The 19,652-nt window shown below is 62.6% G+C and carries 16 protein-coding genes and 1 pseudogene; 14 read left to right on the forward strand and 3 right to left on the reverse strand.

Annotated features, from left to right (window positions below):
• Window positions 1-79 precede the first annotated feature (79 nt).
• The 8 genes and pseudogenes from AC5ZGW_RS13375 to AC5ZGW_RS13410 all read left to right on the forward strand — a co-directional run.
• On the forward strand, window positions 80-1,222 hold the full coding sequence (locus AC5ZGW_RS13375; RefSeq protein WP_130222463.1) for an ABC transporter substrate-binding protein: 1,143 nt from the start codon (window positions 80-82) through the stop codon (window positions 1,220-1,222).
• 61 nt (window positions 1,223-1,283) lie between these two features.
• Window positions 1,284-2,315 carry a branched-chain amino acid ABC transporter permease gene (locus tag AC5ZGW_RS13380; RefSeq protein WP_496113919.1) on the forward strand — a complete coding sequence of 344 codons (1,032 nt, stop codon included), beginning with the start codon at window positions 1,284-1,286 and terminating at the stop codon, window positions 2,313-2,315.
• The gene (locus AC5ZGW_RS13385; protein ID WP_130222465.1) at window positions 2,312-4,084 is read left to right on the forward strand and encodes a branched-chain amino acid ABC transporter ATP-binding protein/permease; all 1,773 of its coding nucleotides are present in this window, start codon (window positions 2,312-2,314) and stop codon (window positions 4,082-4,084) included. Before AC5ZGW_RS13380 ends, AC5ZGW_RS13385 begins: the two co-directional genes overlap by 4 nt.
• Window positions 4,050-4,847 carry an ABC transporter ATP-binding protein gene (locus AC5ZGW_RS13390; RefSeq protein ID WP_349645040.1) on the forward strand — a complete coding sequence of 266 codons (798 nt, stop codon included), beginning with the start codon at window positions 4,050-4,052 and terminating at the stop codon, window positions 4,845-4,847. The genes AC5ZGW_RS13385 and AC5ZGW_RS13390 overlap by 35 nt, the downstream gene beginning before the upstream one ends.
• Window positions 4,844-6,241, forward strand: a complete 1,398-nt coding sequence (locus AC5ZGW_RS13395; RefSeq protein ID WP_130222467.1) for an FAD-binding oxidoreductase — start codon at window positions 4,844-4,846, stop codon at window positions 6,239-6,241. The genes AC5ZGW_RS13390 and AC5ZGW_RS13395 overlap by 4 nt, the downstream gene beginning before the upstream one ends.
• Before the next feature lie 55 nt (window positions 6,242-6,296).
• Complete coding sequence (locus tag AC5ZGW_RS13400; protein ID WP_130222469.1) at window positions 6,297-9,791, forward strand: indolepyruvate ferredoxin oxidoreductase family protein; 3,495 nt, start codon at window positions 6,297-6,299, stop codon at window positions 9,789-9,791.
• Window positions 9,792-9,798: 7 nt separating this feature from the next.
• The gene (locus AC5ZGW_RS13405) at window positions 9,799-10,146 is read left to right on the forward strand and encodes a YciI family protein (RefSeq protein WP_165435014.1); all 348 of its coding nucleotides are present in this window, start codon (window positions 9,799-9,801) and stop codon (window positions 10,144-10,146) included.
• A gap of 130 nt (window positions 10,147-10,276) precedes the next feature.
• Window positions 10,277-10,620, forward strand: a pseudogene (locus AC5ZGW_RS13410) (tripartite tricarboxylate transporter permease); the annotation flags it as partial.
• Between the two features lie 255 nt (window positions 10,621-10,875).
• Here the strand turns inward: AC5ZGW_RS13410 and AC5ZGW_RS13415 are convergent.
• Window positions 10,876-11,007 carry a hypothetical protein gene (locus tag AC5ZGW_RS13415; RefSeq protein ID WP_496113920.1) on the reverse strand — a complete coding sequence of 44 codons (132 nt, stop codon included), beginning with the start codon at window positions 11,005-11,007 and terminating at the stop codon, window positions 10,876-10,878.
• Between the two features lie 155 nt (window positions 11,008-11,162).
• A complete protein-coding gene (locus AC5ZGW_RS13420) occupies window positions 11,163-11,531 on the reverse strand; it encodes a transposase (RefSeq protein ID WP_028163167.1) in 369 nt (122 codons plus the stop codon).
• A 309-nt stretch (window positions 11,532-11,840) separates the two neighbouring features.
• Between AC5ZGW_RS13420 and AC5ZGW_RS13425 the strand changes: the two genes are divergently transcribed.
• The 6 genes from AC5ZGW_RS13425 to AC5ZGW_RS13450 are packed head-to-tail and all read left to right on the forward strand — an operon-like array spanning window position 11,841 to window position 18,229.
• Window positions 11,841-13,097: a transporter substrate-binding protein gene (locus AC5ZGW_RS13425; protein ID WP_130222473.1), complete on the forward strand. Its 1,257-nt coding sequence runs from the start codon at window positions 11,841-11,843 to the stop codon at window positions 13,095-13,097.
• A 51-nt stretch (window positions 13,098-13,148) separates the two neighbouring features.
• The gene (gene urtB / locus AC5ZGW_RS13430; protein ID WP_130222475.1) at window positions 13,149-14,756 is read left to right on the forward strand and encodes an urea ABC transporter permease subunit UrtB; all 1,608 of its coding nucleotides are present in this window, start codon (window positions 13,149-13,151) and stop codon (window positions 14,754-14,756) included.
• Complete coding sequence (gene urtC, locus AC5ZGW_RS13435; protein WP_130222477.1) at window positions 14,753-15,847, forward strand: urea ABC transporter permease subunit UrtC; 1,095 nt, start codon at window positions 14,753-14,755, stop codon at window positions 15,845-15,847. Before urtB ends, urtC begins: the two co-directional genes overlap by 4 nt.
• The gene (locus tag AC5ZGW_RS13440) at window positions 15,844-16,572 is read left to right on the forward strand and encodes an ABC transporter ATP-binding protein (RefSeq protein WP_028163170.1); all 729 of its coding nucleotides are present in this window, start codon (window positions 15,844-15,846) and stop codon (window positions 16,570-16,572) included. The genes urtC and AC5ZGW_RS13440 overlap by 4 nt, the downstream gene beginning before the upstream one ends.
• Before the next feature lie 2 nt (window positions 16,573-16,574).
• Window positions 16,575-17,267 carry an urea ABC transporter ATP-binding subunit UrtE gene (urtE, locus tag AC5ZGW_RS13445; protein WP_130222479.1) on the forward strand — a complete coding sequence of 231 codons (693 nt, stop codon included), beginning with the start codon at window positions 16,575-16,577 and terminating at the stop codon, window positions 17,265-17,267.
• Window positions 17,268-17,290: 23 nt separating this feature from the next.
• Window positions 17,291-18,229: an acetamidase/formamidase family protein gene (locus AC5ZGW_RS13450; protein WP_130222481.1), complete on the forward strand. Its 939-nt coding sequence runs from the start codon at window positions 17,291-17,293 to the stop codon at window positions 18,227-18,229.
• Between the two features lie 270 nt (window positions 18,230-18,499).
• Here AC5ZGW_RS13450 and AC5ZGW_RS13455 read toward each other — a convergent pair whose 3' ends face one another.
• Window positions 18,500-19,651, reverse strand: coding sequence for a xanthine dehydrogenase family Fe-S subunit (locus AC5ZGW_RS13455; RefSeq protein ID WP_130222483.1), 1,152 nt, complete (start codon window positions 19,649-19,651; stop codon window positions 18,500-18,502).
• Window position 19,652 lies beyond the last annotated feature (1 nt).

Consider the following 19,652-nt stretch of genomic DNA (forward strand, 5'->3'; position numbering starts at 1 on the left):
TGCGAGCCACCGAAAGGATGGCCGTCAAGGGAACCAGCCGGTCGAACCGGCGGAGGAAACAACGTTCAAGGAGGTCGAATTGAACAAGCTGATCGTTGCACTTGTTGCGGCTGTATCGTGGGCCGCACCTGCGCTGGCCGAGGTCAGGATTGGAATCATTGTGTCCGCCACGGGGCCGGCGGCATCCGTCGGAGTGACGCAACAGCGGACGGTAAGTGTTCTGCCGCCGAAACTCGGCGGCCAGGATGTCCGCTACATTCTGATGGACGATGCGTCGGACACCTCGACGTCGATCACGGTCGCCCGCAAACTGATTACGGAGGACCGCGTTGACGTCATCGTCGGTCCGAGCCTGACCCCGAATTCGCTCGCGCTGCTGGATATCGTCGCCGAGACCGGGACGCCGATGATCAGCCTGGCCGGATCGGCCTTGATCGTCGAGCCGCCGGTTGACCGGCGGCGCTGGGTTTTCAAGACCCCGCAGAGCGATGCCCAGATGGCGTCCATTGTGCTCGATCATATGAAGCGTCGGAGCATCAAGTCGCTAGCGCTGATCGGGTTCAACGATGCGTATGGTGAAGGCTGGATCAAGGTGATGACGGCGCTGGCCGAGGCGGCCGGCATCAAGGTGGTGGGCTCTGAGCGTTACCAGCGAACCGACAGCAGCGTGCTCGGGCAGATTCTGAAGATCACGTCGCAAAGTCCCGATGCGATCTTTATTGCGGCGTCCGGCACCCCGGCAGCGTTGCCACAGATGACGCTCGCGGATCGGGGTTACAAGGGTGTCGTTTACCAGACACATGGTGTCGCCAATAACGACTTCCTGCGTATTGGTGGCAAGGCCCTCGAGGGGACGTTCGTGCCGGCGGGACCGGTGCTGGTCGCCGAGCAGCTGCCGGATAGCCATCCGGCCAAGGCCGCGGCGCTCGATTTCGTCCGCCGTTATGAGGCTATCCCCGGAGGCGGAGCCCGCTCGACCTTTGCGGCCTATCTCTGGGATGCGCAACTTATCCTCGATAGGGCGATCGCGGCAGCCGCGGTCAAGGCGCAGCCCGGGACAGACGCGTTTCGAATTGCGTTGCGGGATGCGATTGAAGCGACCAGTGACGTCGCCGGTCCGAACGGCGTCTACAACATGTCGTTCACCGATCACCTCGGTCTCGACGAGCGCTCGCGCGTCATGACACAGATCGTCAACGGCGGCTGGCGGCTGGTCCCATGATATCCCGACGTCTTCATTCGATGGCTGTGCCGAGGCGTGAGCCGGACGGCGGAGCCCTGCCATGACTGCGGATATTGCGGCGATTCTGCTGCAGGATGGCATCGCCAATGGCGCGATCTACATCCTGCTTGCGACAGTGCTCGTCCTCGTGTTCACGGTGACACGCGTGATCTTCGTTCCGCAAGGGGATCTGGTCGCCTTTACAGCCCTGACCCTGGCGGCCTTTGATGCCGGGACGATACCAGGCACGGTGTGGATCTTATTGTTCGGGGCCGCCATCGCGCTGTCACTTGAAATGCTGGAGGCAGGCGCACGGCGCGATCGCGCGCGATCGATCGTTCAGTTCGGCGTCGTGCCGCTCGCTGTTGCGCTGCTGGCTGTTCTGCTGGTCCCGAAGGATGCACCACTCCTGTGGAAGATGGCGGTCACATGCGCACTGGTCACCTGCATCAATCCGGTGATCTATCGGATCGTGTTCCAGCCGATCGCGTCTGCTTCGCCCTTGGTGCTCCTGATTGCGGCGATCGCAACTCATCTGGGAATGAACAGTATCGGCTTGCAGGTGTTCGGGGCCGAGGGAGTGCGGACGCAAGGTTTCTCCGGTCCGCCGCTTTCGTTCGCCGGACAGTTGATCTCGCAGCAGGTGGCCGGAGTGGTCGCCAGCAGCATCGTGCTCGTGTTCGTGCTCTACTTATTCTTTCATCGCTCGTTGCGTGGCCGCGCACTCTTGGCGGCTGCATACAACCGCCGTGGCGCGGAGATCGTGGGCATCAGCGCGGCCGCGGCCGGCCGCACGGCCTTCATCGTCGCCGGCTTCGTGGGCGCGGTATCGGGTCTGCTGGTGGGCCCGATGACAACGCTCTACTATGATTCTGGCTTCATTCTTGGCTTGAAGGGCTTTGTCGGCGCCATCGTGGGCGGGCTCGCGATCTATCCGCTCGCGGCAGCCGGTGCCGTGTTGGTTGGAGCGGTGGAGTCCTTTGCCTCGTTCTGGGCGAGCGCCTATCGCGATATCATCGTCTTCATGCTGATCATCCCGATCCTGTTCTGGCGCTCGGTGGTCAATCCCCACGCGGAGGATGGAATCGAATGATCGGTCGGCTTCTTGCTCTCGCGCCGTTCATCGCCGTTGCAGTTGCGGCCCTCGCGTCGCTCGTGTTGCCGGCCTATCAGGTGTCGGTGGCCACCTACGTGATGATCGCGTCGATCGTATGCACCGGATTGGTGCTGATGACCGGGATCGCGGGCATGGTTTCCTTCGGACAGGCCGCCTTCGTCGGCCTCGGCGCGTATACCTCGGCCTGTATGTCGACGCAGTTCGGGCTGTCGCCTTGGCTGGGTCTTGCCGGGGCGACGATCGGCGCGGCGGCGACCGCTGCCCTGATCGGCGTGGTTACGGTGCGAATGAGCGGCCATTATCTCGCGCTGGCGACACTTTGCTTTGGCATCAGCTTCTATTTTGGAATCGGAAACGCCGATGCGTTCGGCCGTTTCAACGGAATGACGGGAATCCCACCGGTCACGGTCGGTGGTTTTGAGTTGCGATCCGAGCGGCAGGCCTTCGGCCTTGTCCTGGTCGCGCTCGTGCTATCCGTTGCCTGGTGCCGGCGGCTGCTGGCATCTCGTTGCGGGCGCGTGTTGCGCTCGCTCCGTACGGGAAGCACGATCGCGGAGACCTTCGGAGCGAATGCGCAACGGCATCGCTTGCTGGCATTCGTCGCTGCGGCAGTGGTCGCCGCGCTGGCAGGCTGGCTCTACGCGCACGTGCAACGCTTCATCAATCCGACGCCTTTCGGTCTCAACGCCAGTATCGACTATCTGTTCATGACAGTGATCGGCGGCAGTGGGCAGGTCTGGGGGGCGTTGGTCGGTGCCGGGCTGGTGACAGTCATCAAGCATGAGCTGCAGGACCTGCTCCGGCCTCTGTTCGGGGCGACGGCACGATTTGAACTGCTGGTCTTCGCCGCGCTGATGATCATCGTGCTGCACAAGGCGCGCAAGGGCCTGTGGCCCTTCCTGCAGCAGGTGGTCGCATCCCATATGCCGCCTCGAGCTCCGGTTGCACCCGTCACGTTGACGAGCAGGAGGGGCAGGCCCGATCAGGGGCTGCCGGTCCTGACTGCGATCGGCCTGCGGCGGATGTTCGGCGGCCTCGTCGCAGTGGACGACGTCAGCTTCGATGTTCGAAGTGGCGAAATTCTCGGCGTTCTGGGTCCCAACGGGGCAGGGAAGAGCACCCTGTTCAACCTGATCAGCGGTGGCTTGCAGCGGAGCGGAGGTGAGCTGAGCTTCCTCGGGGCGCCGCTGGCACGCGTGAGCGCGCGCGACATGTGCGTGCGTGGGCTGTCGCGGACATTTCAGCACGCCGCGCTGGTTCCGGAGATGAGCCTGATCGAGAATGTCGCGATTGGCGCCACTCATCTCGGCCGATGCGGAATTGTGGCTGCGTCGTTGGGACTCGATGCTCGCGAGGAGCGGCAGCTATTGGGTTGGGCCCAGCACCTTCTCGACCGTGTCGGGCTCGGCGACAGAGCGTGGGAGCTTGCCGGGACACTGTCCCTCGGTCATCAGCGGATCTTGGAGATCGCACGCGCGCTGGCGGCCGATCCGGTGCTGCTGCTGCTCGACGAGCCCGCCGCCGGCTTGCGCGCGAACGAAAAGGCATTGCTTGCGGAGCTGCTGGTCCGGTTGCGAGCCGAGGGCCTCGCCATCGTTCTCGTTGAACACGATATGGAATTCGTCTTCCGCCTGGCCGATCGGCTGATGGTGATGAATTTCGGGCGCCGAATCGCATTCGGTGATCCCGAGGAGGTTCGCGCCGATACCGGTGTCCAGGAAGCGTATCTGGGAGTCGCTGCATGACGGTCCTACTGCAGCTCGAGCGTTTTGTGGTCCGCTATGGCCGTCTGACCGCGATCATGACGTTTCGCTGGAAGCGCGGGCGGGGGAGGTCACTGCGGTTATCGGACCGAACGGCGCTGGCAAGACCTCTCTGGTCAATGCGGTGATGGGACTCGTGCCGTCTGGCGGTCGGTTGGTGTTCCCGCAATGGCCGGAGGCTTCTCGGTCGATCGAGGCGCGGGTCCGCGCCCGGATCTCGCTGGTACCGGAAACGCGCGACCTGTTCGGACCGATGACGGTGCTCGACAATCTCAAACTCGGCGCGTTCTCGGCGCGGATGGAACCATGCTTCGATATGCGCGCGCGACTCGCCGGCATATTTCGTCTCTTTCCTCGCCTCGACGAACGGCAAAACCAGCAGGCCAGCACACTGAGCGGGGGGGAGCGCCAGATGTTGGCTCTGGGACGGGCTCTGATGTTGAAGCCGCGCTTTCTGATGCTCGATGAGCCAAGCCTCGGGCTCGCGCCGCTGATCGTCGCGGAAATGTTTCGGATCATCGCACGGCTGAAAAACGAAGGCGTGTCGATTCTCCTGATCGAGCAGAACGCGCGCGCCGCGCTGCGTCTTGCCGATCGTGCCTACGTGCTCGAAGGCGGAGCGATTCAATTGGCTGGGAAAGCTGCGGATGTTGCTGCGGACAGCCGCGTCATCGACGCCTACCTTGGAATGTCGGCAGCGACTCCATCAAATCCGGATGAGCGACAGATGGGCAAGGTGGGATGAAGCGCGCCATACCAGATGCGATCGCGAGGCTGAGCGAGCGGTTCGGGGACAAGTTGTCGACGTCCGCCGCGATCCGCAGCCATCACGCGAGCAGCGTCACCTCGCACGTGACGGTCGCGCCCGATGCGGTCCTGTTTCCGGCCTCGACGCAGGACGTGGTGGATGCGGTCACTATCTGCCATCGCTATCGGTGTCCGGTGGTGGCATTCGGCACCGGTACGTCGACGGAAGGGCAGATCAGCGCTGAGCATGGCGGGCTCACGATCGACCTGTCGCGAATGAACCGCGTCGTCCGGGTGTCGCCTGCCGATCTCGATTGCACCGTGGAGGCAGGGGTGACCCGCAAGGCGCTCAACGCCGCCCTGCGGGACACGGGGCTGTTCTTTCCGATCGATCCGGGAGCGGATGCCTCGATCGGCGGGATGGCATCGACCCGTGCATCCGGTACCAACGCGGTGCGCTACGGAACCATGCGCGAACTGGTGATGTCGCTACGCGTCGTGCTGGCCGACGGCCAACTGATCGACACCGGCTCTCGCGCGCGGAAATCGTCCGCCGGTTATGATCTGACCCGTCTGTTTGTCGGTGCCGAAGGTACGCTCGGTATCATTACCGAGGTTACGTTGCGGCTTGCACCGATCCCGGAACGGATCGGGGCGGCGGTCTGCACCTTTCCAACCGTGGAGGCGGCAGTGTCGGCCGTCGTCGCTGCAACGCAGAGCGCCATCCCGCTGGCACGCGCGGAATTGCTCGACGCGCTGCAGATCGAGGCGTGCAACCGTTATTCGAAGCTCGATCTTGCCGTTCAGCCGACGCTGTTTCTGGAATTTCATGGGACGCAGCTGGCGGTCGATGAACAGGTCGGCCTGATGACCGCGATTGCGACGGAGTTCGGCGGTGGCACATTCCGATGGGCGACTGCGACCGAAGACCGGACAAAGCTCTGGCAAGCCCGCCATGACGTCTGGTGGGCAGCGCTGGCGCTCCGTCCCGGATCGCGGGGAGTACCAACCGATATCTGCGTGCCGATATCCGAGCTGCCTGGCGTGATCGCCCAGACCCGCCAGGACGTTGCCGAGCTCGATCTGATTGCGCCGCTGTGCGGTCATGTCGGCGACGGCAACTTTCATCTCTGCGTTCTGGTCAATCCCGAGGACGAGGACGAGAAGCGCCGGATCGTGGAGCTGAACACCCGCATGATCGCGCGAGCCCATGCCGTTGGTGGAACGTGTACCGGCGAACATGGCATCGGTACCGGCAAGATGGATTACCTTGTTGCCGAGCGAGGGACGGCGATGATGGCGCTCGCTTCGCTCAAGCGTGCGCTTGATCCGCGCAACATCATGAATCCCGGAAAGGTCCTGCGTGTCGCTGACTATCAACCCTATCAATGACGTCGATCGCGCGGTGCCTCATGAGTACTGAACAGTCGAAAAAGAGCAATCCATCATGACCCTTCGCGAAACTGCAACCCGCGTCGATCTCGACTATCGCCTCCATGATGCGATCACCAAAACCGAAGGGCGTGTTTTTGCGTCGGGCACGCAGGCGCTCGTCCGCATGCTGGTGATGCAGCGGCTTGCGGACCGGCGCGATGGCATCCATTCCGCAGGCTTCGTCAGCGGCTATCGCGGCTCGCCGCTCGCCGGCGTGGACACGGAGCTGTGGCGGGCGAAATCCGCATTAGCGGATCACGACATCAGATTTCTGCCGGGTATCAACGAAGATTTGGCCGCGACGGCCGTCTCCGGCACACAACGGGTCGCAGACGATCCAAACCGGACCGTTGAAGGGGTATTCGCCCTCTGGTACGGCAAGGGCCCCGGCGTTGATCGCGCTGGTGACGCTATCCGGCACGGCCATGCCGCTGGTGCTTCAGTCAAGGGGGGTGTTGTCCTCGTGGTTGGCGACGATCATGCCGCCACCTCCTCCTCGATCCCGAACGCCAGTGACATGTCCTTGATGGGGTGGGGAATTCCGATCGTTCATCCGGCAAGCGTCGACGAATATGTGGAATTTGGGCTGTGGAGCTGGGCGGCTTCGCGCTTTTCCGGTGCCTGGGTTGCTTTCAAGGCGATCTCCGAAACGGTGGAGAGCAGCCGCGGCTTCGCCGTTCCCGTGCTGCCGCGCTTTGCGGTACCGTCACGAGGCGGCTTTCCGGAAGGCGGTCTCGGATATGCCACCCGCGATTTTCTGACCCCTGCCATTGAACTGCGAATTGCTCATCGCCTGGAAGCGATCGCTGCGTTCGCGCGGGCAAATCCGTTGGACAGAATGCTGGTTGACGCACCAGGCGCTGACATCGGCATTGTTGCCATTGGCAAGAACACGAAGGACGTTCTGGAAGTGTTTGAGCGCGCAGGCTTGCCGCAGCAGGCTCTGGCGGAGAAGGGCGTCAGAATCTGGCGGCCAGGTCTGACATTTCCGCTCGATCGCGACCGCTTGGGGCAGTTCGCGCATGGACTGAAACACATCCTGGTCGTGGAGGAGAAAGCAAACCTCGTTGAAGGGCAGATCAAGGATGCGATCTTCAACTGGCCTGCGGATCGCAGGCCGAGCGTTTGGGGGCGCGGTAGCCTTGACGGATCGCCCCTTATCACGGCGCTTGGCCAGCATCGTCCTTCTTCGCTTGCACCGCCGCTGTCGGCCTGGCTCTCCAACGTGCGGCCAGACCTCGCCTTTAGCGACAGGCTTGGCCTGTTTGAACGGTCGGTTTCGTTGAGCAATGCGGCGGACGGCATGCGGCGGCTGCCATACTTCTGCTCAGGCTGCCCGCACAACTCGTCCACCAGGATTCCCGCGGGGAGCATCGCCCTTGCCGGAGTGGGTTGTCACTATATGGCGAGCTGGATGGATCGGCAGACGTCCGGACTGACCCAGATGGGCGCCGAAGGAGTCGATTGGGTGGGGCAGGCGGCCTTCACCACCACGCCCCACGTTTTTCAGAACATGGGCGAGGGCACCTACTTCCATTCCGGTCATCTCGCCATCCGGCAATCGATCGCCGCGGGGCACAACATTACGTACAAGATCCTGTTCAACGATGCCGTGGCGATGACGGGGGGCCAGCCGGTCGACGGCCAACTTACGGTTCCTCAGATCGCGCGGCAGGTGGCGAGTGAAGGGGCGAAGAGGGTGGTGATCGTTACCGACGACACCGCTCGTTATGCGGGGACGGTGCTGGACGGGGTTACCATCCATGATCGACTCGATCTCGATCCGGTCCAGCGCGAATTGCGCGCGATCAAGGGCGTCACGGTGCTAATCTATGATCAGACCTGTGCCGCGGAGAAACGTCGGCGGAGGAAGAAGGGCGCATACCCCGATCCGGCCCGACGGATGTTCATCAACAGCGCCGTATGTGAAGGATGTGGCGACTGCGGAAAGGCGTCCAACTGCCTTTCGATTGTGCCGCTTGAGACCGATCTCGGCCGCAAGCGCGCGATCGATCAGACGTCGTGCAACAAGGACTTTTCCTGCGTTGAGGGCTTCTGCCCGAGCTTCGTCTCTGTTCTGGGCGGAGGGCTGCGCAAACAGCCGGCGTCAGGCCGGGATTGGATTGCTCACGCCAACTCCCTTCCGCGGCCATCGTTGGAGTTGCCTGACGGGCGGCCGCACAATCTTCTCGTGGCCGGCGTCGGCGGCAGCGGCATCATCACGGTTGGTGCCATCATCGCAATGGCTGCCCATCTCGACGGTTTGGAGGTGGCCGAGCTCGATTTCACGGCGCTTGCGCAGAAGGGCGGCTCCGTGATGTGCCACCTTCGGATCGCAGCAAGCGGGAGCGCGATCAACCAGCCCCGCATCGACTGGGGCGAGGCCGACGGGGTGGTAATGGGCGACCTCATCGTCGGTTGCCTGCCCGACAGTCTCGGGACGGTTCGGAAGGATAGGACCCGCATCCTGGTCAATACCCATCTGGGGTCGACTGCGGAATTCACCCGCGATCCAGATGCAGATCCACGGCGCGACGACCTCTTGGCCAAAGTTCGTCATGCAGCCGGCGCGGACAGTGTGTCGAGTTTCGATGCTCAGCAATTGGCTCAAGAGCAGTTCGGCGAGACGACAGGCGCCAATATGGTCCTGGTCGGACACGCCTGGCAGCAGGGACTGATCCCGGTGAGCGAGGCCGCGATGATCCAGGCGATTACCCTCAACGGAGTGGCGGTGGATGCGAACAAGCGTGCATTTGCTTGCGGTCGTGTTGTCGCCGCACAGGGGATCCCTACATGCGCCACCCAGTCCGTCACCTTGATGCAGCCGGAGCGCTGGGAGGCTCTGGTCGACCGGCGAGCCGACGAACTCACCCGGTACCAGAACGCAAGCTACGCGACATCGTATCAGACTTTCGTCGCTCACTGCGCCGCGATGGAGCAGCACAAGCTGAAGGACGCCAATAGGTTCGTTTTGACGAAGATCATTGCGAGCGCGTTGTTCAAGCTCATGGCCTACAAAGACGAGTACGAGGTCGCCCGACTTTATTCGAGGCCTGAATTCATCGCTGCGCTACGGCAGCAGTTCGAGGGAGACTTCGAGCTCCGTTTCCATCTTGCGCCCCCATTTCTGGCACGGCCACGCGCCGGAAGCGCGGTGCCGCAGAAAATCGCATTTGGTCCCTGGATGTTGCGTGCTTTCGCGGTGCTCGCACGTTTGCGTGTCCTGCGCGGAACGGTGTTCGATCCGTTCGGCTATACCGAGGAACGGCGATTTGAGCGACGTCTGATCGATGACTACAAGGCGCTAGTCGACCGCCTTCTGGCCGGCCTGTCGCCGGCTACACTCGACATCGCGGCGAAGCTCGCAATACTGCCGGAAAAAATAAGAGGATTCGGTCACGTCAAGCGGGCGAATGCGGAGATGGCGAAACGGGAAGAGCAGCGGCTGCTGCAGCAGTTCGAGGCAATTCGGAATCCGGCCCCAGGTCGCATCACGGATGTCGCATGAGGCCGCCATGCTGACAATCATCCGCGGCCTCTACCGAAACGGCGGTGCAGAGGAGCGTCTCGCGATCCGCGATGTGCATATCGCTTACATGATCGAAAACCGCCGCTGGCTCGAGCAGGGCGGCGCCCTGTTGTCAGCCGATGGCGCTGTCGTCGAGGGCATGTTTCTGATGCTGCGTCACGAGACGCGCGAAGCGGTCGAAGTCTTTCTTGCCAACGAGCCGTACATGCGGGCGGGACTGTTCAAAAGTGTCACGATCGACGCGTTCGATCGGTTTGTGCCGCACACAGATCCCCATTTTCTCGAGAGGCTTCTCGCATCGGCGCAGGGCCAAACCTCGTCTGAGCTTCGCTGATCCTCCCATAGTGGGGCGTGCCTCAAGAAGAAGGGACGTATTATCGGAATTCAAGCCGCGCTGAAGGCGATCCTGTCGGAGTATCGTATTTCAGATGCAACCAGAGCTGCCTGACCTGATACTCGGCTGCAACGTGGTCGCCGTCGCGCTGGTGCTGCTCACCGTTCCGATATTCGCCGCCTTGATGCGGATTCCGTTTGTCATCATCGCGCCCCTGATCGTGATCATCTATGTAGTGACGGCTACTCGGTGCCGAACTCCTATCTCGACGTCGTCATGAAGCTCGGCTTCGGCGTCGTCGGCTATCTCTTCAAGAAGCTGTTCTATCTGTTAGCGGCGCTGGTGCTCGCGATCGTCATCGGCGACAAGGCCGAAGATGCTTTCCGGCGGTCGATGCTGATGTCCAAGGGATCGCTCGGGGTGCTCTTTGCCTATTGGCTCGTGACGAGCCTTGTCGTGGCCGGGTTAGCGCTATAACTGCTGCCGCTTGCACTCCAGATCGCGCAAATCCCGCGCAGGCCGGCGCGTCGCTGCCGCCATGCCCATTCCTATGAGCCATCGTCCGTCCCGGATCTGACCGGGCCTGGCGCTACGGTTGCGCCATTCGAACAGCCGAGCGCCCTCCCGCAGTCGGTCGGCCATCTTGCGATAGGTTTCGGGGATCGAGCCGGGATCGTAGGCGACGACTTCGATCTCGCGACCGAGGATGGCGCCAGCTTCGTTGATCTCCTACATGGCGAGCGCCGTGTCGAAGAAATGCTCGGATTCCGAGACCGCCATCAAACCGGTACGCGAAAAAAGTACGCCGACGCGCCAGACGTCCCGATCGGATTGTTTCGCGGGTCGCTTCGCCGTCATCATGAAATACTCTCCAGCGCTGGCAGGGGAACGAACGGATCTGCTCAGCTTTCGATTGCGACAAAGCTGCTCACCAGCGGCTTGGCAACCGTCCAGCCATACCGGGCGGGCCAAAATTGTTGTTCGAAATCAGCGAAATGCCGCCTCGTTTGAAGGCGTCAGCGCATGTAGCGGATCGAGGCAAAACGACCCAGGCAGGCGCCGCGCGACTGCTCTGCAGCTTCCACCGACGCCTGGCTCGAGCCGAAATCCTGACGCGGGATTTTGTCCAGCGTTGCTCTCGCGCGGCCGTCGTGGCGGTTCTCCGACAGCTTGTCGAGCATGGTGCGCAGGCGCTGGTTCTCGATCTCAAGCTCCCGCAGATGACGAAGGGCGGGCGAGGTGAGACCGCCATAACGTTTGCGCCAACGATAGAAGGTCCGCAGCGAGACACGGGCCGTGCTACAAATTTCGGCAATCGAAATGCCGGCATCTGCCTCTTCGAGCAGGAATAAAATTTCGTGTTCAGTGTGCTGTGAGCGGCGCATCGGCGTGGACCCTCATACGTGACCGATTACGGGCATATCGCATAGATTTCAACCATTTGATAGAGACGCGATGCTTGCGCTGCCGGCATGACGCAACGCCGTTTGATGCATCGCGGGTGTTGCGCACATTGCGTCATTGCGGTCGCCCCGCGAGGCAAAGGTAACATCCTAAATGGCAAAAGTGACATCACGCTTCGAGAAGCAAAGTCCTTGCCGAGCGCTTGAGCACACCTGAATACTATTTGGCGTTGCCTGACCAAATGCCATGATTTGAAATCGGACAGCACTCGGAGAGCAGAGGTCCGATCCATGGCAGGGTTTTCACGGCGTTCGTTTCTTCGCGGAACTGGACTTGGCGCGGCGGCGGCGCTAACGACATCGGTCGCTATGCCGGCAATCGTACGTTCCGCAAATGCAGCCGGCGGCACGGTCAAGCTCGGCTGCCTGTTTTCGTCGTCGGGGACGATGGCCAACATCGAGGGCCGCTTGAATCACGTCGTGAAGATGGCGGCGTCGGAAATCAACGCGAAGGGGGGAGTCAACGGCCGCACCATCGAGGTCATGGTCTCCGATCCCGCCTCCGACTGGCCGCTCTACGCGCAGATTGGCAAGCAGATGCTCGACCAGGACAAGGTTGCCGCACTGTTCGGCTGCTGGACCTCGGTCTCGCGCAAAACCGTGCTTCCCGTGGTTGAGCAGGCCAACGGGCTGCTGTTCTACCCGCTGCATTTCGAGGGTGACGAGAACTCCAAGAACGTCGTCTATGTCAATTCGCCACCCGCGAGCTCGGTGCTGCCGGCGGTCGATTATCTGATGAGCGAAGACGGTGTCAGCGCCAAGCGCTTCTTCATGCTCGGCTCGGATTACGTCTGGCCGCGTACAATCAACAAGCAGCTCAAGGGTTACTGGAAGTCCAAGGGCATCGCCGAGAGCGCGTGGAAGGAAGAGTACGTCCCGCTGGGCTTCTCCAACTTCCAGACGCTGGTCAACCAGATCCGCGCCTTCGCGGACGCGGGCGGAGGCAAGCCGATCGTGGTGCTGACGGTGGTTGGTTCGTCGATCCCGGACTTCCTGCGCGAATTCGCCAATCAGGGGATCAAGGCCACCGACGTGCCGGTGCTCGGGCTCGACATGGTCGAAGCCGATCTCGAAGGTCTCAACACGGAGCCGCTGGTCGGCCATCTCAATTGCTGGGCTTATCTGCAGAACGCGAAGGCGCCGGCGAATACGGCTTTCCTCAAGCAGTGGGCCGATTACGTGAAGGCCAACAACGTGCCGTTCAAGGCGGATGTCGCCATCGATCCGATGGTTTCGGCCTATGATGCGGTTCACCTCTGGGCCATGGCGTCCGCCAAGGCCAATTCGTTCGATGTGCCGGAGGTGACGAAGGCTTTCGCGGGTCTCTCCTTCGATTGTCCGTCCGGATACAAGCTCTCGATGACGGCCGACAACAACTATGTCTCGCGTGGCGTCTTCATCGGTTCGGTCAACGAGAAGCAGGGCTTTGACATTCTTTGGCAGTCCAAGGACACGCCAAAACCTGTTCCGTTTAGCCCTTACAGTTGATCCGTGATCGCAGGCTCGCCTGGCCCGTCGGCTTCGCTCGGATGGTCGCGCATGATTCGTAGCCTTGCGCTTGTGTTGTGGGTGCTCGTTGTCGCGTGGTGCTCGACCGCTTATGCCATGGAGCGGGCCGATCTGATCGGCAAAGTGTGCGGCGACGCGGCGGCGATGGGGGAGGCAGGTCGCGCAATGATCGACATCGCGGCGGAGGGCTCCCCCGACGATCGCGCCTGGGCCGCGCCGATTGCACGCAGCGTGATGGATCGGAAACTGTCCTGCGATGCCACGGGCGCCGTCGTCGCCTCGGCTGACGGGTCGGTTGACGCGCTGACGCGCGCGGCACGGAGCGCCGCCGACGGCAGCCGCTTGCCATTGCTTAGCCTGAAGAACAGAGCGGTGTTTGAGACAGCCGACGCGGCGCTCGCTTTGCGCAGCTCGCCGGATCCCGCACGCCGCGCTGCAGCCCTGCGCACGCTGGAACGGCAGGCCTCGAATCTGCCCGAGCAACTGTTCGAGACTGCCGGCCGCGACGAGAGCAATCCTGGCCTGAAAGCGCAGATCTCGGCAGTTGCGCAGGGCGCCGCTTTGAACTCACCCGACATGGACAAGCGCATCGCCGCGATCGGCCGCATCGCGTCCAGGCCGGACCGGCACGCGCTGGCGCTGGTAGGACCGCTGACAAACGATCCCGCCTACGGCGTCAATACGGACTTCAGGCGCGCCGTCGATGCGGCGAGCGCAGCGATCCGTCGGGGCATCACGATCGGCGACACGCTCGCCACTCTTTACAATGGCCTGAGTTTCGCGAGCATCCTGTTCATGGCCGCGATCGGGCTGGCGGTCATCTTCGGCCTGATGGGCGTAATCAATCTCGCGCAAGGCGAGTTCATCATGCTCGGCGGCTATATCACCTGGCTGGTGCAGGAAGCCTTGCGGCTGATCGCGCCCGGCCTGCTGCAGTGGTATCTCATCATTGCGATTCCCGTTGTCTTCCTGGTGACCGCTGCGATCGGCATCGTGCTGGAAGCGATCCTTCTGCGCCATCTCTATCGCCGTCCGCTGATGAGCCTGCTTGCGACCTGGGCGGTCAGCCTGTTCCTGATCAATCTGGTGCGCGTGACCTTCGGCACACAGAACCTCCAATTCGTCACTCCGTTCTACGTCACCGGCGGGGTGCCCGTGATCGGTGATTTCATCTTTACCTGGAACCGCATGTTTGCGATCGCGTTTGCGGTGGTCACGCTTGGCCTGACCTGGGGCTTGATGCGCCTGACCCCGCTGGGGCTGAACATCCGGGCCGTGACCCAGAATCGGACCATGGCCGGCTGTATTGGCATCGCCGTGCGCCGCGTCGACATGCTGGCGTTCGGACTTGGTTCGGGACTTGCAGGATTGGCAGGGTTGGCGCTTGCGCCAATCTACAGCGTCAATCCGCAGATGGGACAGAACTTTGTCATCGACAGCTTCATGGTGGTGGTGCTCGGCGGCGTCGGCACGATCGCCGGCACCATCGTCGCAGCCCTTGGCATCGGACAGATCAATGTGCTGATCGAGCCGCTGTGGGGCGCGGTTGCGGCCAAGGTCATCGTGCTCTTGATGATCATCGGTTTCCTGCAATGGCGGCCGGAAGGCCTGTTCGCCATCAAGGGACGCCGGAAATGAGCTCAATCTGGTCGGACCGGCCGTTCCTGGCTGTGTTGGCTGCAGTGCTTGCGGTAGCGCTGTCGCTGGTCACGTCCATTGCGGTTCCGTTCGGCTTGTCCGCTTATCTCGCCAATGCCATCGGGCAACTCGCGGCCTTCGCGGTGCTGGCGCTGTCGCTCGACCTGATCTGGGGCTATCTCGGCATCCTCTCGCTCGGGCACGGGCTGTTCTTCGGCATCGGCGGTTATGTCGTCGCGATGTATCTCCTCAAGCATTCATTCGAGGTCACCGGCAAGGTGCCGGACTTCATGCAGTTCATGGGCTGGACGGCGTTCCCGTTCTATTGGGCGGGCTTTGGCTACTTTGTCTATGCTGCGCTTGTCGCTGTTGCCGTGACTCTCCTGATCTCCGGCGTGTTCGGCTACGTCTCGTTCCGCTCCCGCGTCGGCGGTGTCTATTTCGCGATCATCACCCAGGCGCTGGTCTATGTCGCGATGCTGCTGATGTTCCGCAACGATACCGGCTTCGGCGGCAACAATGGCATGACCGGGTTCGCCGTCATCTTCGATTGGCCGATCGGCTCGCGCGGCGTCGTCATCTCGATCGCGGCGATCTCGGTCGTTGTCCTTGCCTTGACGATGCTTGGCTGCCGCCTGCTGCTGCAGAGCCGCTTCGGCATGCTCATGATCGCGGCGCGGGACGACGAGGTGAGGCTGCGCACGCTCGGCTATGACACCTTGTTGTTGAAGCTCGCCGTCTGGTGCCTGTCGGCGCTGATCGCGGCACTCGCCGGCATGCTCTATGTGCCGCAGGTCGGCATCATCAATCCCCGGCTGCTCGCGCCCGATCTGTCGCTCGAAATCGCGGTCTGGGTCGCGATCGGCGGACGAGGGCACCTGATCGGCGCCGTCATCGGCGCGGTGCTGGTCAATGCGATCAAGTTCTGGCTGTCGGCTGCGGCGCCCGAGCTCTGGCCGTTCATCCTTTCGGGGCTCATCGTGCTGGTCGTGTTCGTATTCCCGAACGGGCTCGTCGATCTCGCCAGGTTCAGGCTTCATCGCCCGCTGATCTCACGGCTGTCTTCCGAACCGGCGGAGCTGAACCGGTGAGCGGGACCGCGCTGGTGATCGACGCGGTGACGGTCGAGTTCGGCAGTTTTCGTGCCATCGACACGCTGTCGCTGGCGATCGATTTCGGCGAGGTCCGGGCGGTGATCGGGCCGAACGGCGCGGGCAAAACGACGTTGCTGGACGTGATCTCCGGCATCACGCAACCCAAGAAGGGCCGGGTGATCTTTGGCGACGCCACCGATGTGCTGCGCGCCGGTGAATCCCAGATCGCCCGTGCGGGCATCCGGCGGAAATTCCAGAAGCCGAGCATCTTCGAGGGCCTGAACGTACGCCAGCACATCGAGATCGGTGCGCAGGGCGGGCTGAAATGGTCTCTCTCGAGAGCCGAACTCGATCAACGCGTCGCAGAGGTTCTGGATGCTGTCGGCCTGTTGGCCCTGGCCAATCGCTCCGCATCCGAACTCGCACATGGACAGAAGCAGTGGCTGGAGATCGGCATGGTCCTGGCGTCAAACCCGTCCGTGCTGATGCTGGACGAGCCGGTCGCCGGCTTGACAGACGAAGAGACCGAACGCACGGCCGCTCTCGTGCGAAGTCTCAAGCGCGCCGATCGTGCCATCGTCGTGGTCGAGCACGACATGGATTTCGTCGAGCAGATCGCCGATCGCGTCACGGTCCTGCACGAAGGAAAGACGTTGTTCGAGGGCTCGATGGCGAATGCAAGGGCGGACGCGCGCGTCATCGACGTCTATCTGGGACGATAGGCATGCGCTTCCGCGTCGAGAGCCTCGATCAGCATTACGGCAGCGCGCAGGTTCTGCGCAAGGTGGGCTTCGAGATCATGCCCGGCGAGTGTCTTGCCGTGCTCGGTCGCAACGGCGCGGGGAAGACCACACTGCTGAAATGCCTGATGGGCATTCTGCCGGCGTCACGAGGCCGCGTGCTGGTCGACGATACTGAGATATCGGACTGGTCGTCGCATCGGCGCTCGGCGGCCGGACTGGCCTACGTGCCGCAGGGCCGCGAGATCTTCTCCGAGCTCACGGTCGGCGAGAACATCGAGGCTGCTGCCCGTGCGCACGGCACGTTCGGAACGGACGTCGTGGACGAAACTATCGCGCTGTTTCCCGTGCTCAGTCAGATGTGGCGACGCGCCGGCGGCGCGCTCTCCGGTGGACAGCAGCAGCAGCTTGCGATCGCCCGCGCGCTCGTCACGAGGCCGAGCCTCTTGATCCTCGACGAGCCGACCGAAGGGATCCAGCCCAATCTCGTGGCCGCGATCAAGGATGTGCTGGCCTCGTTCAAGGGCAGGATCTCGCTGCTTCTGGTCGAGCAATATCTCGACTTCGCCGTCAGCCTTGCTGACGCCTTCGTCGTGCTGTCGCGCGGTTCGGTAGTCGAAGCGGGCCGCATGGATCAGTCGAGCCGCGAGTTGTTAAGTCGCCACATCGCCATCTGACATCACAACAAGAAAGCAAGCCCATGTCGCGCCGTCATGAAATTTCCTCCGCACCCGAGAACATGGTCTGGGGCTATCTCGACAGTACCACGCCGCCGGTTCTGGAGGTCGCGTCCGGCGACACTGTCACGCTGCATTCCTTCCCCGCCGGTGGAAAGGAATGCCTGCCGGAGGATCGCAGCATCGTGCCGGCCGACTATCTGCTGGCGCTGGACACGCTGGCTCAGGGACCCGGCCCGCATTTCATCACAGGCCCGGTCTACGTGAAGGGTGCGAGGCCCGGCGATGTCCTCCAGGTCGACATTCTCAGCGTGAAGGTGCGGCAGGACTGGGGCTTCGTGTCGATCTTGCCGCTGCTGGGTACCTTGCCGGACGAGTTCACGGAATACGAAACGATTCATCCGAAGGTCGATCATGAACGCAATGTCTGCGTGATGCCCTGGGGCCTCGAGATCCCGCTCGACCCGTTCTTCGGCATCATTGCCACCGCGCCGCCGGCGGCCTGGGGCCGTTGCGGCTCGCCGGTACCGCGCAGCTTCGGTGGCAACATGGACAACAAGGAGCTTCGTCCCGGCACGACGCTCTATCTGCCGGTCTACAATGAAGGCGCGCTGTTCTTCGCCGGCGACGGACATGGCGTGCAGGGCGACGGCGAGGTCTGCATTACCGCGCTCGAAACCGGCGTGACCGGCACGTTCCGCCTGACGGTGCGTAAGGACATGGAGCTGTCATGGCCGTTTGCCGAGAGTTCGACGCATCTGATGTCGATCGGCCTCGATGAGGATCTCGACGATGCCGCGAAGCAGGCGGTGCGCGAGATGGTCAAGCACATCTGCGCGCGCACCAACCTGTCTCGCAACCAAGCCTATATGCTCTGCTCGCTTGCCGGAAATCTGCGGGTCACCCAGCTCGTCGACGGCAACAAGGGCATCCATATGCTGTTGCCGAAATCCTATCTGTGAGCGCCAGCGCCGCCTCGTGCCGAATGACGGAGATGCAACGGAGCCGAACCATGTGCCGCTTCTCGATTGAGGTCGTGGCAATCAATGGCTCGCCGTACGGCCGCGCAGGTGAAACGTTCCTGGCGGACAATCCCATTGTGGGGGCGGTTGAATTCCTGCTTTCGAGTCGTCGCCCGCTACACAGACAACGATTTCCTACGTCAACCGACGATTTCCTGCAGGTTGGTACTGCAGATGGTGAAGGTAAGGTCGATCTCCCGATCGCGATGATCAGCGCCGTCCGGTCAGGCGGCCCTTCAGGATGGCCCATGCCAGGGACCAGAAGCTGATTGGCTTGAATAGGTCCGACGAAGCCGTTTCGCCCTTCAGTGAACGTTCGAGATTAGCCGTGAAGTCAGACGTCAGGCGCTGCACAACGTCCTGCACCAGACCGGCGCGATTGAACTGCGCCAGCCGGCCGCTCAAACGCCAAGACAAAGTGATGGCCAGGGTGCTCGCGGCAGCCGGATCGGCGTCGCCAGGCAACACGTGCCATTCGACTTCGCCCTCGGCGCTCGATCCAGATCCAGTGTCGCGTCCGCGGCCGGTCATGCGGCCCTGACGGGCCGTCGCATCCAGGGTAACATTGCCGTCGCCCTTGAACGCAACTTTCATCGGCCCCAGCGCCATGTGCATGCGGCCTTCGATGTGGTCGCCGTCAATGGTCGTGATTTCCGCGCCGGGCAGGCAGGTCGCGACCTGTTTCAGATCAGTGAGCTTCGTCCATACGTCGGCCGGTGACGAGGCGATCTGAAGCCGCTGTTGGATCGAGGTCCATCCTTGCCGTGACGGCGTGGCCGCGACACTTGCCGAAGCAGGTCTCTTGGCTGGTGAAACAGCCTGCTTCACGAATTCGGACGCTGGCGGGGCGGTTCGGACCGCGGTGGCTACGGCGGCAGCGACAGTTGCGGCCGGCTGCTTGCCTGCGCTGACCTCTAGGATCGCCTCGACGATGCCGACATAGCCGGTACAGCGGCACAGATTGCCCGATAGTTCCTCGCGGATGCGCGCCGGCGTAACCTCGCCAAGGCGAACCACGATATCACGTGCCGTGATCAGCATGCCGGGCGTGCAGAAGCCGCATTGCAGGCCGTGATGCCTGGTGAACGCGGCGCGCAGCTCACCCATGAGCGGATCGTTGTCGAATCCCTCGATCGTCGTCACCGAGCCGCCATCGGCGTCTCCGGCATAGCTGATGCAAGAGCGCTGCGGCTTGCCGTCGACAACCACTGTGCAGGCACCGCAGACGCCCTGTTCGCAACCGGCATGCGCGCCGGTCAGGTTGAGATCTTCGCGCAGCAATTCTAGCAATTGCGTGCGCGGCTCCGCGCTGGTGCGCACCGATCGGCCATTCACCGAAAGCGAGATATCGATCGCTAGCATG

The organism is Bradyrhizobium sp. Crot121 (assembly GCF_059512385.1).

Bases quoted from the DNA above. Each gene is read 5' to 3' on its own strand.
- urtE (WP_130222479.1), top strand. From the start codon at position 16,575: ATGCGCTTCCGCGTCGAGAGCCTCGATCAGCATTACGGCAGCGCGCAG.
- AC5ZGW_RS13420 (WP_028163167.1), bottom strand. From the start codon at position 11,531: ATGCGCCGCTCACAGCACACTGAACACGAAATTTTATTCCTGCTCGAA.
- AC5ZGW_RS13415 (WP_496113920.1), bottom strand. From the start codon at position 11,007: ATGATGACGGCGAAGCGACCCGCGAAACAATCCGATCGGGACGTCTGG.
- urtC (WP_130222477.1), top strand. From the start codon at position 14,753: ATGAGCTCAATCTGGTCGGACCGGCCGTTCCTGGCTGTGTTGGCTGCA.
- AC5ZGW_RS13450 (WP_130222481.1), top strand. From the start codon at position 17,291: ATGTCGCGCCGTCATGAAATTTCCTCCGCACCCGAGAACATGGTCTGG.
- urtB (WP_130222475.1), top strand. From the start codon at position 13,149: ATGATTCGTAGCCTTGCGCTTGTGTTGTGGGTGCTCGTTGTCGCGTGG.
- AC5ZGW_RS13380 (WP_496113919.1), top strand. From the start codon at position 1,284: ATGACTGCGGATATTGCGGCGATTCTGCTGCAGGATGGCATCGCCAAT.
- AC5ZGW_RS13425 (WP_130222473.1), top strand. From the start codon at position 11,841: ATGGCAGGGTTTTCACGGCGTTCGTTTCTTCGCGGAACTGGACTTGGC.
- AC5ZGW_RS13405 (WP_165435014.1), top strand. From the start codon at position 9,799: ATGCTGACAATCATCCGCGGCCTCTACCGAAACGGCGGTGCAGAGGAG.
- AC5ZGW_RS13400 (WP_130222469.1), top strand. From the start codon at position 6,297: ATGACCCTTCGCGAAACTGCAACCCGCGTCGATCTCGACTATCGCCTC.
- AC5ZGW_RS13395 (WP_130222467.1), top strand. From the start codon at position 4,844: ATGAAGCGCGCCATACCAGATGCGATCGCGAGGCTGAGCGAGCGGTTC.
- AC5ZGW_RS13455 (WP_130222483.1), bottom strand. From the start codon at position 19,651: ATGCTAGCGATCGATATCTCGCTTTCGGTGAATGGCCGATCGGTGCGC.
- AC5ZGW_RS13385 (WP_130222465.1), top strand. From the start codon at position 2,312: ATGATCGGTCGGCTTCTTGCTCTCGCGCCGTTCATCGCCGTTGCAGTT.